This is a genomic window from Arthrobacter sp. LT660, assembly GCF_056172845.1.
This window is the reverse complement of the sequence record NZ_CM149651.1, coordinates 2410925-2422962: the sequence shown is the minus strand read 5'-3', so window position 1 is coordinate 2422962 and position 12038 is coordinate 2410925. Positions and strand designations below refer to the sequence as shown.

Below are 12038 nucleotides of genomic sequence, written 5' to 3'. Positions count from 1 at the left end.
CGCCGCGCCCGCTGACCGATCAGAGACTTTCCTCAGGAGCAAAGATGCCCACCACTGCGACCGACCCCCAAAACGCCGTCTCCCCCATCACCGGGGAGGAGATCTTCGCCTCCCACGAGGGCGGCAAGCTTTCCGTCGAGTGCACCATGCCGCTGGATTCCAAGCGCGCCCTGTCCATCGCGTACACGCCCGGCGTCGCCCAGATGTCCCGCGCCATCGCCGAGGATCCCGCCAAGGCCGCCACCCACACCTGGGCCTCGCGCCTGGTCGTGGTGGTCTCCGACGGCACCGCCGTCCTCGGCCTCGGCGACATCGGCCCCGCCGCGTCGCTGCCCGTCATGGAGGGCAAGTCCGCCCTCTTCAAGACCTTCGGCGGGTTGAACTCCATCCCGCTCGTGCTGGACACGACCAACGTCGACGAGATCATCGAGACCCTGGTGCGGCTGCGCCCGAGCTACGGCGCCGTGAACCTCGAGGACATCGCCGCGCCGCGCTGCTTCGAGCTGGAGGAGCGCCTGATCGAGGCGCTCGACTGCCCGGTGATGCACGACGACCAACACGGCACCGCCGTCGTCGTCCTGGCCGCCCTCACCAACGCCGCGAAGGTGACCGGGCGCGCGTTCGGCGACCTGCGCGTCGTCGTCAGCGGTGCGGGCGCCGCTGGCATCGCGATCGCCGAGATCCTCGTCAACGCGGGCGTCGGCGACGTGGTGCTGGTGGATTCGCGCGGCACCATCAACCGCGAGCGCGACGACCTGAACGCCATCAAGGCGAAGTACGCCGCCAAGACCAACAAGAACGACATCATGGGCGGCATCCGCCAGGCGCTTGACGGCGCGGACGTTCTGGTGGGCGTCTCCTCCTCGAAGGTCGCGGAGGAGGACCTGGCGGGGATGAACGAGGACGCCATCATCTTCGCGCTCTCCAACCCGGACCCGGAGGTCCTGCCCGACGTCGCGGCCAAGTACGCGGCGGTCGTCGCCACGGGGCGTTCAGACTTCCCGAACCAGATCAACAACGTGCTGGCGTTCCCGGGCATCTTCCGCGGCGCGCTCGACGCCGGCGCGCGCCGCATCACGCCGGAGATGAAGATCGCCGCGGCCCACGCCATCGCGGCGCTGGCCGAGGAGGACCTCAGCGCGGACTTCATCGTGCCGTCGCCGCTGGATCCGCGCGTGGCCGAGGCCGTGGCGAAGGCCGTGGGCGAGGCCTCCCGGGGGTAACCGGCCTCCCGCGGTAGCCGGCGCCACATTGGAGCTGCGCAGGTGCCCGCTGCGTGGTGCCTGAGCCCGCGTGCGCCGCGATTCCGCGAAAGGCAGCGCACCTGGGCGGGCTGGTCCCGCGCGCGGGGGCATGACGCGGCCCAATGTGGCGCCGGCTGTACGGCGGTGCGCCGATCTCATCCGCGGGAGACGGCCCAGGAGCGCGCCGAAACGTCACCGAACCGCTCCCTGTCCGTTCTCGTTTGCGCGAACGGGGAGCGGTTACGGTGCCGTCATGAGCGAGAACGCAACCCCCACCGGCCGTGGCCGGAAGACAGCCGTCGCACTGCTTGCGGCGGCGCTGGTGGCCGCCCTGGTCTGGGTGGCGGTCCTGCTGATGCAGCAGGCGGGCGGACCGGACGCCGGAACCCCTGGTACGACGCCGCCCCCGGACTCGAGCGCGGCTCCCACCTCCGCGGGCGGTTCCGCGACGCCGACCCCCTCGCAAAGCCAGTCGCCGACCCCGTCGCGGACGGCGTCCGCCTCCGACCTTCCGGGCACCGCGCCGTCGTTGCCCGCCGCCGAGGCGGCCACGGTGGTCTGGCCCGATCCGGACGGCACCCTGCGGTACGGCGACCCGGAGGAGGCCGCCGCCGGCTTCGCCGAGGAGCTCGCGGGGTACACCGATCCCGTCTACGGCGAGTTCATGCAGGGCGATTCGCGCTCCGGCGAACTGGAGGTCCGCGCGGTCGCGGACGGCGCGGTGACCACCGTGCTGCTGCGGCAACTGTCCGACGGCAACTGGTACGCCCTCGGGGCGATGAGCACGGAAATCCAACTGGAATCGCCCGCTGCAGGCGAGCAGATCGTCTCGCCTGTCACGCTGTCCGGTTCCTCGCGCGCGTTCGAGGCCACCGTCGAGGTTGCGGTCCGAGCCCACGGCAGGGACGAGCCGCTCGGGACCGGGATCGTGATGGGTGGATCCGGGCCGGACATGGGGCCGTTCAGCGGGAACGTCGAATGGGACAACCCCGGTTCCGGAGGCGGCGCGCTGGTGCTCTTCGAAACCAGCGCCAAGGACGGCAGCGTGTGGACGGTCACCGTGGTTCCGGTCGGGTTCGCCCCGCAGCCGTAGCGGCGGCGCCGCCTATCCGTCCCCGCCTATTCGTCCTTGGACGAACCGATCCGCCTCCGCGCGCTGAGCAGCTCGACTTCGGGACGGTACGCGACGAGGCGCTCGACGGCGTCGAGCACCTCCACCACGTGCGCGCGGTCCGCGGCGACGACGGCCGCGGAGATCCCCGCGCGCCGGTGGAGGTCCAGGTGCCCCGTCTCGGCGGCCGAGACCTCGAAGCGGCGCCGCACCTCGGAGATGATCGGGCGCACGGCGGCCCGCTTCTCCTTGAGCGAATGCACGTCGCCGAGGAGGACATCGAACTCGATCCAGCCGAACCACATGGTTTCATCATCCACCCTCATGTGGCCTGGGGCACCTGTAGGGCGTGAAGAGGCAAGTCAGGACGCGTATGGCGGGACACTCGGTGGAACGCCCCAAGGCGGAGTGAGTAGGCTGGGGGCATGTCCCTTCGCAACCGACGCGCGGCATCGCTGCCCGCCAAGCTTTCCCGCTCGTGGCTTCTGGTGAACGCCGCGAAGCCGGAACTGTACGCGCCCGCGCTCGCCTCCGAAGCGGACTCGGTCATCTTCGACATGGAGGCCGCGGTCCCGGAGGCGCAGAAGACCGAGGCGCGCGACGCCGTCGTGCACGCCCTGAACTCCGGAATGACCGCCTGGGTGCGCGTCAACGGCCTCGAAACCGAATTCTGGGCCGACGACCTCGCAGCCCTCTCCAAGGCCAAGGGCCTGCGCGGCGTCATGCTGGCCATGACGGAGAAGCCGGAACAGGTGACCTACACGGCCATGCGCCTGCAGGCCGGCACGCCGGTGCTCGCGCTGATCGAATCCGCCATCGGCATCGAGAACGCGACGGCGATCGCCTCCGCCCCGGGCACGTTCCGGCTGGCCTTCGGCACCAACGACTTCCGCAAGGACACCGGCGTCTCCGAGGACCCCCTGGCCCTGGCGTACGCGCGCGGCAAACTGGTGGTCGCCTCCCGCGTCGGCCAGCTCCCGGGCGCCATCGACGGCCCGGCCACTCCCGGCGCGACCGGGGGAGAGGTCCACGCCGCCTGCCAGACCACGGCGTCGATGGGCATGACCGGCAAGCTCTGCCTCTCCGCGAACCAGGTCGAGGACGTCAACACCGGCCTGTCCCCGAGCACCGACGAGCTCAGCTGGGCCCACGACATGCTCTCCGCGCACGCCGCCGGCGCCTCCATCGGCGACGGCTCCTACCTCCCGCGGCTGGCCCGCGCGCAGAAGATCGCGGACCTCGCGGACTCCTACGGGCTCTGGAACGCCTAGGCCTTTCGGACAAACGGAAAGGCCCCGGTTGCGCCGTATGGCGCTTCCGGGGCCTTTCGTCGTTCAACCTCGCCTGACGGCGGGTGAAGCTATGGGGTTACAGCGGGCGAATGTTCTCTGCCTGCAGACCCTTGGGACCCTGCACGACGTCGTATTCGACCTTCTGGTTCTCGTCGAGCGAGCGGTAGCCGCTGCTCGCGATTGCGGAAAAGTGAGCGAAAACGTCCGCCGATCCATCGTTCGGCTCGATGAATCCGAAGCCCTTTTCTGCGTTGAACCACTTAACGGTGCCTGTTGCCATGATGCTTCCTTCGATATTGCGTACAGCTGCGATCGTCGATCAGGGAGCCTCGCAGCATCGCTGGGTCCCTCCCCTAAACGTATGGTGACGTGGACGGTGTGGCAAGCGATACGGGGTATTGGTTTCCCGCAGGACGCTGAAAGTTCACATTTGTCCCGGTTGCGGGTGGATTTCGGTGAAATCGGAACGTTTTTCCGGCCGCGGCGCGGTGCCGCGTTGCCGGATGTGACGTGCCTTGGTGCGTCTATGACGTCGGGCGAGGGGGCGGACGACGGCGATGCGGCCCATTCCGCGCGCCGCTCCACCGCGTCGGCCTCGCGTCGGGTCTCCCGTGCGTGCGGCGGTGGCGGACCAGCATGTTGACCAGCCACGCGGCGGTCGACGGCTTCGGCAGCGCGAGGATGGCCTTGCCGGTGACCTTGTCCGGCTCGGCCTTGGCGGCCGCCGTCCGCGCGGCGACGAACCCGCCGGGCATGGACCCGAAGAGTTCGGCGGCAACCGCGGCCAGGTCCACGTACCTAGTGTCCGTCGGGCGCCGCGACCAGGACGTTGCGCTGGGCGCCGAGGCCCTCGATCTCCGTCTCCAGGACGTCGCCGGCCTTCAGCCAGGGGTGGCGGCCGCGCTCGTTGCGCCGGCCCAAGGCGACGCCGGCCGGGGTGCCCGTGAGGATCAGGTCGCCGGGGCGCAGCGTCACCATCGTGGAGAGGTACGCGACCAGCGCGGCGGGGGAGAAGACCAGGTCCGCCGTCGAATCCTGCTGCACCACCTCGCCGTTGACGCGGGTGGTGATTCGGGCGCCGGGGGTGAACTCGTCCGGGGTCACGAGGTAGGGGCCGACCGGGCTGGCCGCCTCCCAGCACTTGCCCTGGGTCCACTCCGGCGTGCGGCCCTGCCAGCCGCGCATCGAGACGTCGTTGGACACCGCGTAGCCGGCGATGTGCCGTTCGGCGTCCTCCTCCGGGATTCGCCGGCCGGCCGCGCCGATGACGATGGCGAGTTCGCCCTCCCAGTCGATCCGGTGGTCCTCCGCGGGGATTTCGATCTCGTCCGTGGGGCCGGTGAGGGATTCGGCGAACTTCGTGAAGACGGTCGGGAACTTCGGGGTCTCGTTGCCGGTTTCCGCGATGTGGTTGCGGTAGTTCAGGCCGATGCAGAAGACCTTGGCCGGGGCGGGGATCAGCGTCGCGAAGGTGGCGGCGCCGGCGTCGTGCCTTGCGCCGTTTGCCTTGGCCGCGTCCAGCGCGGACTCGCGCTCCGCGGCCGGCGCGGCCAGGAGGGCGCCGACGTCGTCGAACCCCTCTATTTCGACGGCGGCGGAGCCGTCGATGAGGGCGGCGAATGTTCCGCCGGATTCCGGGTGGCGAAGGGTGGCGAGTCTCATGGGACCATCCCACCACAGGGGCGCGGAGCCTGTGGGCACGGGGGTGGAAATGCGTCGTTCGCCGTGGGAGAAATGAGCCAAAAAGGGACTGGCACTCCGCGGCGGAGAGTGCTAATTTAATCGTGGGTTGAGCGGATGGCACTCAAGTTTGAGGACCGTCGATCGACCCCCACAACACGAGAAACACGGCACCGGGGTGGTGCCCCACGAAGGAGTTGATCATCATGGCAAACACATTCGATCCGTTCCGCGAGCTCGACCGCGTGGCCGGCGCGCTGTTCGACAACCGCCTGCGCGACGTGCCCATGGACCTCTACCGCCAGGGCGACCACTACATCCTCAGCGCCGACCTGCCGGGCATCGATCCGGGATCGGTGGACATCGACGTCGACGGCCAGCTGCTGACCATCCGCGCCGAGCGCACGCTGGGCGAGCAGGAAGGCGTGAAGTGGCTGACCCGCGAACGCCGCGGCGGCAGCTTCGTCCGCCAGCTCAACCTGGGCCAGGGCATCAACATCGAGGCGATCACGGCGCACTACAACAACGGCGTCCTGATGCTCACCATCCCGGTGCGCGAGAGCGCGAAGCCGCGCAAGATCGCCGTCGAGACGGGCAGCCGGGACAACGGCGCCGACCAGATCGAGGGCGAGGCGACCTCGGCCCCCGGCGGACAGGGGGCCGTGGGGCAGTAGGCCTCCGGATCTCGCCGAAGCCAGATGCCCCACCCTTGCGTTTCGACTGAGGTAGATGTCGGTTTCCGCCCGGATTCGGACATCTACCCTCGTCGAAACGGGGGTGGGGGACATCTGGCTTCGTCGAAAGAAGGCGTCGCGGTGGCGGCTAGCCCTGGGTCTCCGCGTAGAACCATTCGATGTGCTCGCGCAGCAGCTTCGAGGCGCGCTGGCCTTCCCCGGCCGAGACCGCCCCGAGGATGCCGTGGTGCTGGGTGCGCAGCACGCCCGCGACCGGTTCCCAGTCCTCGTCGCTGCGGATCGACTCGGCCACGTAGTCGCTGATCGACAGCCGCAGCGACTCCATCATCGCCTCGATTACCGCGTTCCCGGCCAGTGAAGAAAGCAGGACGTGGAAACGGGCGTCGAGGGCGTGGAAATCCGACCGGCCGAGCGCCGGGTCGTCCATCTGCTCGAGCAAATCCGCGGCCACGGCGAGTTTCGCGCGTGTGGCGTCGTTTTCCGGGTCGATCTTCGTGGCCTCCGCAGCACCGGTTTCCAGCAGGATGCGGGTCTGGACGATCTCGGCGACCGTCAGCTGGCGGGTGGCGACGTGCAGCCGCAGAGCGGCGGCCAACCCGGCGGCCGGCCGGGACACGATGACCGCCCCGGCGTTCGGGCCGGACCCGGTGGAGGTGCGCACGACGCCGAGCACGTCCAGGATGCGGATGGCGTCTCGAACCGACGCCCGCGAGAGCCCATGCGTCTCGGCAAGGGCCCGCTCGCCCGGAAGCTGGTCGCCTAGCTTCAGCGAACCCGAGCGCAGTTCCGCCTCGATCGCCTCGAGCACGGTTTCGTAGGCCCGCGGGCTGGGGGGTCTGGGGGGCTTGCTGTTCACCGATTCATCTTCCCACGTAACAAGGGGCGGGGGCGCCGGGAACGAGTGCGCCCGCCCCTCGCTGCGTGGCACGGGATCAGTCTCCGGACGCCCGGCCGGCGGACCTCGGGACGGCAAGGTGGGGCTTCTGGTTGAGCATCCACCGGATCGCCAGCGTGATGCCCGCGAGCAGCAGGACCAGCATGACCGTTCCGAGGTTCAGGCCCAGCCCGTGGATAACGAGTAGTGCCAGCGTACCGGCGGCCAGGCAGTAGTAGGTGGTGACGATGATGGTCTTGCGCAGCAGGTCGCCCTCCCGGCCCAGCATCCCGACGGTCGCGGAGGCGGCGACGATGTTGTGGATGGAGATCGGGTTGCCGCCCGCCCCGCCCACTGCCTGCGCCGCGACGACCGTCTCCGGGGGAACGCCGATCTGGGCGCCGGTGGAGAACTGGAACTGCGCAAAGGTCAGGTTGGACACAGTGTTGGATCCGGCGACGAAGGCGCCGAGGGCACCCACCCACGGCGCGATCGCTGGCCAGGCCCCTCCGGAGACCGCGGCCGCGGCCTCCGCCAGCGTGACCGGCATGCTGGAGAGGCCCGAGGCGTTGAGTTCCGGGCCCGACTGGATGAGGATGCGGACCAGGGGAAGTGCGAAGAGCAGTGCGACGGCGGTGCCGAACAGTTGTCCCGCGGAGACCTTGAACGCGCGGGCGATCTGCGTCCCGTTCATCCGGTGCAGGATGAAACCGAACACCGAGGCGAGAATGAGCATGAATCCCGGGAGGTAGAACGGTTGCACGGTGGTGGTGATACCCGTCCCCAGGATGTTCTCGACGGGGATGGCGAGGCCGGTGAGGAAACCCTTGAGGTCCGGAATGACGCGGGAGGCAACGAGCAGCACGCCCATCAGGACGTACGGAGCCCAGGCCCGGACCGTGCTCATCGGGGCGGACATGTCTGCGGCCTTCGCCGGTTCCAGCGTGCCGGTCCAGCGTGCCTCCCAGCCCGAAGCCGGCCCGAAGTCGAAGGTGTCCTTGGGCATCAGGAACCCGCGGCTGGACGTGAACATCACCAGGGCCAGGCCCGCGAGTCCGCCGAACAGCGACGGGAACTCCGGGCCCAGGAACCGGGCGGTAAGCACCGAGGGGATGGTCATGGCGACGGACGCGTAGAGCGCGAACGGCCAGATGGCCAGGCCGTCCCGGAAGCGCCGCTCGGGGCCGAAGAACCCCGTGAGCATGCAGACGAGGAGCAGCGGGATGAGCAGCCCGATGACGGCGTGGATTGCCGCGACCTGGAACCCGATCGCATTGACGAATTCGGGCATGGTCAGGCCGAGCAGGTTGACGCGCTCCGCGACGGCTGGGTCGCCGCCGAGTCCCTGGTTGACCCCGATGAGGATGGGCGTGCCCACGGCGCCGAAGCTCACCGGGGTGCTCTGCACGATCAGGCCCACCATGACGGCGGCCATGGCCGGGAAGCCCATCGCCAGTAGCAACGGGGCGACGACGGCGGCGGTGGTGCCGAAGCCGGAGGCTCCCTCGATGAAGCTCCCGAAAAGCCAGCCGATGATGATGGCCTGGATACGGCGGTCCGGGGAGATGTTGTTGAATCCGGCGCGGATGGTGGACATCGCGCCGCCCACCGTCAGCGTCGAGAGGAGGAGCAGCGCGCCGAACACGATGTAGAGCATGGTGCCGGCGACCACGAGGCCCTCGAGCGACGCGGCGAGCACGCCGCTGAAGTCCATCTTCCACACCAGCAGCGCCACCATTACGGCGACGGCGTAGCCCACAGGCATGGCGTACTTGGCCGGCCAGCGAAAGCCGGCAAGAAGCACGCCCACCACAAGGATCGGCGAGAGCGCAAGAAGCGCGAGTACGGCTAGGTTGTCCATGTTTCTGGTCCTCTCTGACCATTCTTGCGCTGCGTGGGGGATTCCGCATGACCGCGCCGAGACGAAGAGACTATGGTCGGACCACTATGGTCCGACCACAGAAGCATAACCTAGGATTACTGCATGTTGTGAGGGGCGTCACGCGAAGGTCGCCCGACCTGTGATATTGGACTCCGTTGCGGAGGCGTGCCTACTATGGTCTGACCACACGGCGGCGCCGTGTGTAGCCCCATCCCCCGAAAGGCGCTCCATGAGAATCGCACTCTTCGCCACCTGCATCGTCGATGCCATGTACCCGAGCACGGCCCGGGCCACGGTGGCCATCCTCGAACGGCTCGGCCACGAGGTCGTCTTTCCCGCCGGACAGGCCTGCTGTGGGCAGATGCACCTGAACAGCGGCTACTTCGACGAGGCCCTCCCGGTGGTGCGCAACCACGTCTCCGCCTTCGAGGCCATGGAGTACGACGTCGCCGTCGCGCCTTCCGGCTCGTGCGTCGCCTCGGTGAAGCACCAGCACCCGATGCTCGCGCGGCGCTGCGGCGACCAGGCGCTGGAGGGCCGGTCGACCGCCGTCGGAGCGAAGACCTACGAACTGTCCCAGCTGCTCACCGACGTCCTCGGCGTCACGGACGCGGCAACGCAACTCGGCTCGCACTTCCCCCACCGCGTCACCTACCACCCCTCCTGCCACGGCATGCGCCTGCTCCGTCTGGCCGACCGGCAGTTGGACCTGCTGCGCACGGTGGGCGGGATCGACGTCGTCGAACTCCCCGAGGCGGACCAGTGCTGCGGCTTCGGCGGCACGTTCTCGATGAAGAACGCCGGCGTCTCCTCCGCGATGCTCGTCGACAAGGCCGCCGCGATCGAATCGACCGGCGCCTCCCTCTGCGCCGGCGGCGACGCCTCCTGCCTCCTGCACATCGGCGGCGGGCTCTCGCGCACCGGAAGCGACGCCGGAACCGTGCACTTCGCCGAGATCCTCGCCAGCACGCTGGAGGCACCGTTGGCGCACGACGGCGGCGCCACCGTGCGGACGGGGGCGTCCCGATGAGCGGCACGTTCCTGGGCATGCCCGCGCTCCCCGTCTTCGGCACCGGCAACCTGCACGCCGACGAGGCCTTCCCGGCCGCCGCCGAGCGCGAGCTCGGCAAGCCGCAGCTGCGCGCCAACCTCCGTCACGCAACCCACACCATCCGCGACAAGCGCCTGAAGGTGGTCGGCGAACTCTCCGACTGGGAGCAGTTGCGCGATGCCGGTTCGGCCACCAAGGAGGCCGTGATGGCGCGGCTGCCGGAGCTGCTGGAGCAGTTCGAGGCGAACTTCACCGCCCGCGGCGGGACCATCCACTGGGCGCGCGACGCCGCCGAGGCCAACCGCATCGTGACGGAACTGGTGCGCGCGACCGGATCCACCGACGTCGTCAAGGTCAAGTCGATGGCGACCCAGGAGATCGGGCTGAACGAGCACCTCGAGGCGGAGGGGATCTCCGCGTTCGAGACCGACCTCGCGGAGTTGATCGTGCAGCTCGGGCACGACAAGCCCAGCCACATCCTGGTGCCCGCGATCCACAAGAACCGCACCGAGGTCCGCGACATCTTCCTGGCCGAGATGCCCGGCGTCGACCCGGAACTCACCGACGACCCGGCGCTGCTGGCCGCCGCGGCCCGGAAGTACCTCCGCCGCAAGTTCCTGGACACCCGCGTGGCCGTCTCCGGCGCGAACTTCGCGATCGCGGACACCGGCACGCTCGGCGTCGTCGAGTCCGAGGGCAACGGGCGGATGTGCCTGACGCTCCCGGAAACGCTGATCACCGTGATGGGCGTGGAAAAGCTGCTGCCGTCGTGGGAGGACATGGGCGTGTTCATGCAGCTGCTCCCGCGCTCCTCCACGGGCGAGCGGATGAACCCGTACACCTCCACGTGGACCGGAACCACGGACGGAGACGGGCCTCAGGACATGCACCTGGTCATGCTGGACAACGGCCGCAGCGCCGCGCTGGCGGACAAGATGGGCCGCGCCGCGCTGCACTGCATCCGCTGCAGCGCATGCATGAATGTGTGCCCGGTCTACGAGCGCACCGGCGGGCACGCCTACGGTTCCACGTACCCGGGACCGATCGGAGCGATCCTCTCGCCGCTGCTCACCGGGATCACGTCCGAGGAGAACGGCTCGCTGCCCTACGCCTCCACCCTGTGCGGGGCCTGCTATGACGCCTGCCCCGTGAAGATCAACATCCCCGAGATCCTGGTGGAGCTGCGCGCGCAGGACGTCGAGGCGCAACGTAAGGAACGCCGGATCCCCAACCAGATGGACCTCATGATGACCGGAGCCTCCTGGGCGTTCTCCTCCGGGAAGCACCTGGGACTGCTCGAGAAGGCGCTGCCCCTGGGCCGGCTGGCAGCGGGACGGAAAAAGAAGATCAAGAGGCTGCCCGGGATCGCCGCCGGCTGGACCGGCAGCCGGGACATCCCGGCGCCCCCGGCCCGGGCCTTCCGCGACTGGTGGGCGAAGGAACACCGGCCACCGTCCGGGGCATCCGGCGGCGGGACCGCACCGAAGGAGAACGGCAAATGAGCGCCCGCGAAGAGATCCTCGACCGGTTGCGCGCCGCCCTGTCCGACGCCCCGGCCGCCCCGCCCATCCCGCGGGAGAACCGGCAGGCCGGCGACCTGGGCGCGGAGGCGCTGATCGAGATGCACACCGACCGGCTGGTGGACTACAAGGCCAGCGTCCGGAACGTCGTCGCCGCGGAACTGCCGGCGGCGCTGGCCGAACTGCTGTCCGGCGCGGGCAGCTACGTGGTCCCCCCGGGGATCGACGCCGCGTGGCTGGACCACCCGGACCTGGCCGACGACGCCCGGCGCCGCGTGGATGCCGTGGACGCGCCGCTGACCGTGGCCGAACTGGACGGGACGGACGCGGTGCTGACCTCCAGCACGGTCTCCGTGGCCGAATCAGGGACGATCATGCTCGACGGCAGCCCGAACCAGGGGCGGCGCGCGATCAGCCTCATCCCGGACCAGCACGTGTGCGTGGTGCCCGCGTCGTCCATCGTGCAGATCCTCCCCGAGGCGCTCCCGCGGCTGGACCCGGTCCGCCCGCAGACGTGGATCTCGGGGCCGAGCGCGACGAGTGACATCGAACTGGAGCGGGTCGAGGGGGTCCACGGCCCCCGCCAACTGGACGTGGTCATAGTCCGCGACCTCTAGCCCCTTCTCCCGTTTCGACGAAGGTAGATGCTCTCTTTCGGGCGAATTCCGACATCTACCTCCGTCGAAACG

Annotated in this window: 13 protein-coding genes; 7 read left to right on the top strand and 6 right to left on the bottom strand. The window is 69.5% G+C overall.

Annotation, left to right across the window (positions count from 1 at the left end):
* Positions 1 to 44: 44 nt before the first annotated feature.
* Both AC0QSG_RS11190 and AC0QSG_RS11185 read left to right on the top strand, forming a co-directional pair.
* Positions 45 to 1223 carry an NAD(P)-dependent malic enzyme gene (locus tag AC0QSG_RS11190; RefSeq protein ID WP_475375437.1) on the top strand — a complete coding sequence of 393 codons (1179 nt, stop codon included), beginning with the start codon at positions 45 to 47 and terminating at the stop codon, positions 1221 to 1223.
* 274 nt (positions 1224 to 1497) lie between these two features.
* Entirely contained in the window at positions 1498 to 2337 is an 840-nt protein-coding gene (locus AC0QSG_RS11185) for a Gmad2 immunoglobulin-like domain-containing protein (RefSeq protein WP_475375436.1), read from the top strand.
* A gap of 26 nt (positions 2338 to 2363) precedes the next feature.
* Here AC0QSG_RS11185 and AC0QSG_RS11180 read toward each other — a convergent pair whose 3' ends face one another.
* Entirely contained in the window at positions 2364 to 2660 is a 297-nt protein-coding gene (locus AC0QSG_RS11180; RefSeq protein ID WP_475377306.1) for a DUF503 domain-containing protein, read from the bottom strand.
* A gap of 120 nt (positions 2661 to 2780) precedes the next feature.
* Between AC0QSG_RS11180 and AC0QSG_RS11175 the strand changes: the two genes are divergently transcribed.
* Complete coding sequence (locus tag AC0QSG_RS11175) at positions 2781 to 3626, top strand: HpcH/HpaI aldolase/citrate lyase family protein (RefSeq protein ID WP_475375435.1); 846 nt, start codon at positions 2781 to 2783, stop codon at positions 3624 to 3626.
* 97 nt (positions 3627 to 3723) lie between these two features.
* Here the strand turns inward: AC0QSG_RS11175 and AC0QSG_RS11170 are convergent, their stop codons facing one another.
* The 3 genes from AC0QSG_RS11170 to AC0QSG_RS11160 form a co-directional block, all read right to left on the bottom strand.
* Positions 3724 to 3927 carry a cold-shock protein gene (locus AC0QSG_RS11170; RefSeq protein WP_435727790.1) on the bottom strand — a complete coding sequence of 68 codons (204 nt, stop codon included), beginning with the start codon at positions 3925 to 3927 and terminating at the stop codon, positions 3724 to 3726.
* Positions 3928 to 4171: 244 nt separating this feature from the next.
* Positions 4172 to 4441 carry a hypothetical protein gene (locus AC0QSG_RS11165; protein WP_475375434.1) on the bottom strand — a complete coding sequence of 90 codons (270 nt, stop codon included), beginning with the start codon at positions 4439 to 4441 and terminating at the stop codon, positions 4172 to 4174.
* Positions 4442 to 4445: 4 nt separating this feature from the next.
* On the bottom strand, positions 4446 to 5309 hold the full coding sequence (locus tag AC0QSG_RS11160; protein WP_475375433.1) for a fumarylacetoacetate hydrolase family protein: 864 nt from the start codon (positions 5307 to 5309) through the stop codon (positions 4446 to 4448).
* A 224-nt stretch (positions 5310 to 5533) separates the two neighbouring features.
* Between AC0QSG_RS11160 and AC0QSG_RS11155 the strand changes: the two genes are divergently transcribed.
* Complete coding sequence (locus AC0QSG_RS11155) at positions 5534 to 6001, top strand: Hsp20/alpha crystallin family protein (protein WP_435727787.1); 468 nt, start codon at positions 5534 to 5536, stop codon at positions 5999 to 6001.
* Positions 6002 to 6149: 148 nt separating this feature from the next.
* On the opposite strand, the gene AC0QSG_RS11150 is transcribed toward AC0QSG_RS11155, so the two are convergent.
* Positions 6150 to 6878 carry a FadR/GntR family transcriptional regulator gene (locus AC0QSG_RS11150; protein WP_475375432.1) on the bottom strand — a complete coding sequence of 243 codons (729 nt, stop codon included), beginning with the start codon at positions 6876 to 6878 and terminating at the stop codon, positions 6150 to 6152.
* Positions 6879 to 6954: 76 nt separating this feature from the next.
* Positions 6955 to 8757 (bottom strand): L-lactate permease, encoded by a 1803-nt coding sequence (locus AC0QSG_RS11145; protein WP_475375431.1) that lies wholly within the window; start codon positions 8755 to 8757, stop codon positions 6955 to 6957.
* Positions 8758 to 9007: 250 nt separating this feature from the next.
* On the opposite strand from AC0QSG_RS11145, the gene AC0QSG_RS11140 reads away from it, so the two are divergent.
* The 3 genes from AC0QSG_RS11140 to AC0QSG_RS11130 are packed head-to-tail and all read left to right on the top strand — an operon-like array spanning position 9008 to position 11966.
* Entirely contained in the window at positions 9008 to 9808 is an 801-nt protein-coding gene (locus AC0QSG_RS11140; RefSeq protein WP_475375430.1) for a (Fe-S)-binding protein, read from the top strand.
* Positions 9805 to 11331, top strand: a complete 1527-nt coding sequence (locus AC0QSG_RS11135) for a lactate utilization protein B (protein WP_475375429.1) — start codon at positions 9805 to 9807, stop codon at positions 11329 to 11331. Before AC0QSG_RS11140 ends, AC0QSG_RS11135 begins: the two co-directional genes overlap by 4 nt.
* Positions 11328 to 11966: a LutC/YkgG family protein gene (locus AC0QSG_RS11130; RefSeq protein ID WP_475375428.1), complete on the top strand. Its 639-nt coding sequence runs from the start codon at positions 11328 to 11330 to the stop codon at positions 11964 to 11966. The genes AC0QSG_RS11135 and AC0QSG_RS11130 overlap by 4 nt, the downstream gene beginning before the upstream one ends.
* The last annotated feature ends 72 nt before the right edge of the window (positions 11967 to 12038 follow it).

What these genes read in the sequence shown, in the direction of transcription:
- AC0QSG_RS11130 (WP_475375428.1), top strand. Translation starts at nt 11,328, where the DNA reads ATGAGCGCCCGCGAAGAGATCCTCGACCGGTTGCGCGCCGCCCTGTCC.
- AC0QSG_RS11190 (WP_475375437.1), top strand. Translation starts at nt 45, where the DNA reads ATGCCCACCACTGCGACCGACCCCCAAAACGCCGTCTCCCCCATCACC.
- AC0QSG_RS11140 (WP_475375430.1), top strand. Translation starts at nt 9,008, where the DNA reads ATGAGAATCGCACTCTTCGCCACCTGCATCGTCGATGCCATGTACCCG.
- AC0QSG_RS11160 (WP_475375433.1), bottom strand. Translation starts at nt 5,309, where the DNA reads ATGAGACTCGCCACCCTTCGCCACCCGGAATCCGGCGGAACATTCGCC.
- AC0QSG_RS11180 (WP_475377306.1), bottom strand. Translation starts at nt 2,660, where the DNA reads ATGTGGTTCGGCTGGATCGAGTTCGATGTCCTCCTCGGCGACGTGCAT.
- AC0QSG_RS11155 (WP_435727787.1), top strand. Translation starts at nt 5,534, where the DNA reads ATGGCAAACACATTCGATCCGTTCCGCGAGCTCGACCGCGTGGCCGGC.
- AC0QSG_RS11145 (WP_475375431.1), bottom strand. Translation starts at nt 8,757, where the DNA reads ATGGACAACCTAGCCGTACTCGCGCTTCTTGCGCTCTCGCCGATCCTT.
- AC0QSG_RS11135 (WP_475375429.1), top strand. Translation starts at nt 9,805, where the DNA reads ATGAGCGGCACGTTCCTGGGCATGCCCGCGCTCCCCGTCTTCGGCACC.
- AC0QSG_RS11175 (WP_475375435.1), top strand. Translation starts at nt 2,781, where the DNA reads ATGTCCCTTCGCAACCGACGCGCGGCATCGCTGCCCGCCAAGCTTTCC.
- AC0QSG_RS11185 (WP_475375436.1), top strand. Translation starts at nt 1,498, where the DNA reads ATGAGCGAGAACGCAACCCCCACCGGCCGTGGCCGGAAGACAGCCGTC.
- AC0QSG_RS11170 (WP_435727790.1), bottom strand. Translation starts at nt 3,927, where the DNA reads ATGGCAACAGGCACCGTTAAGTGGTTCAACGCAGAAAAGGGCTTCGGA.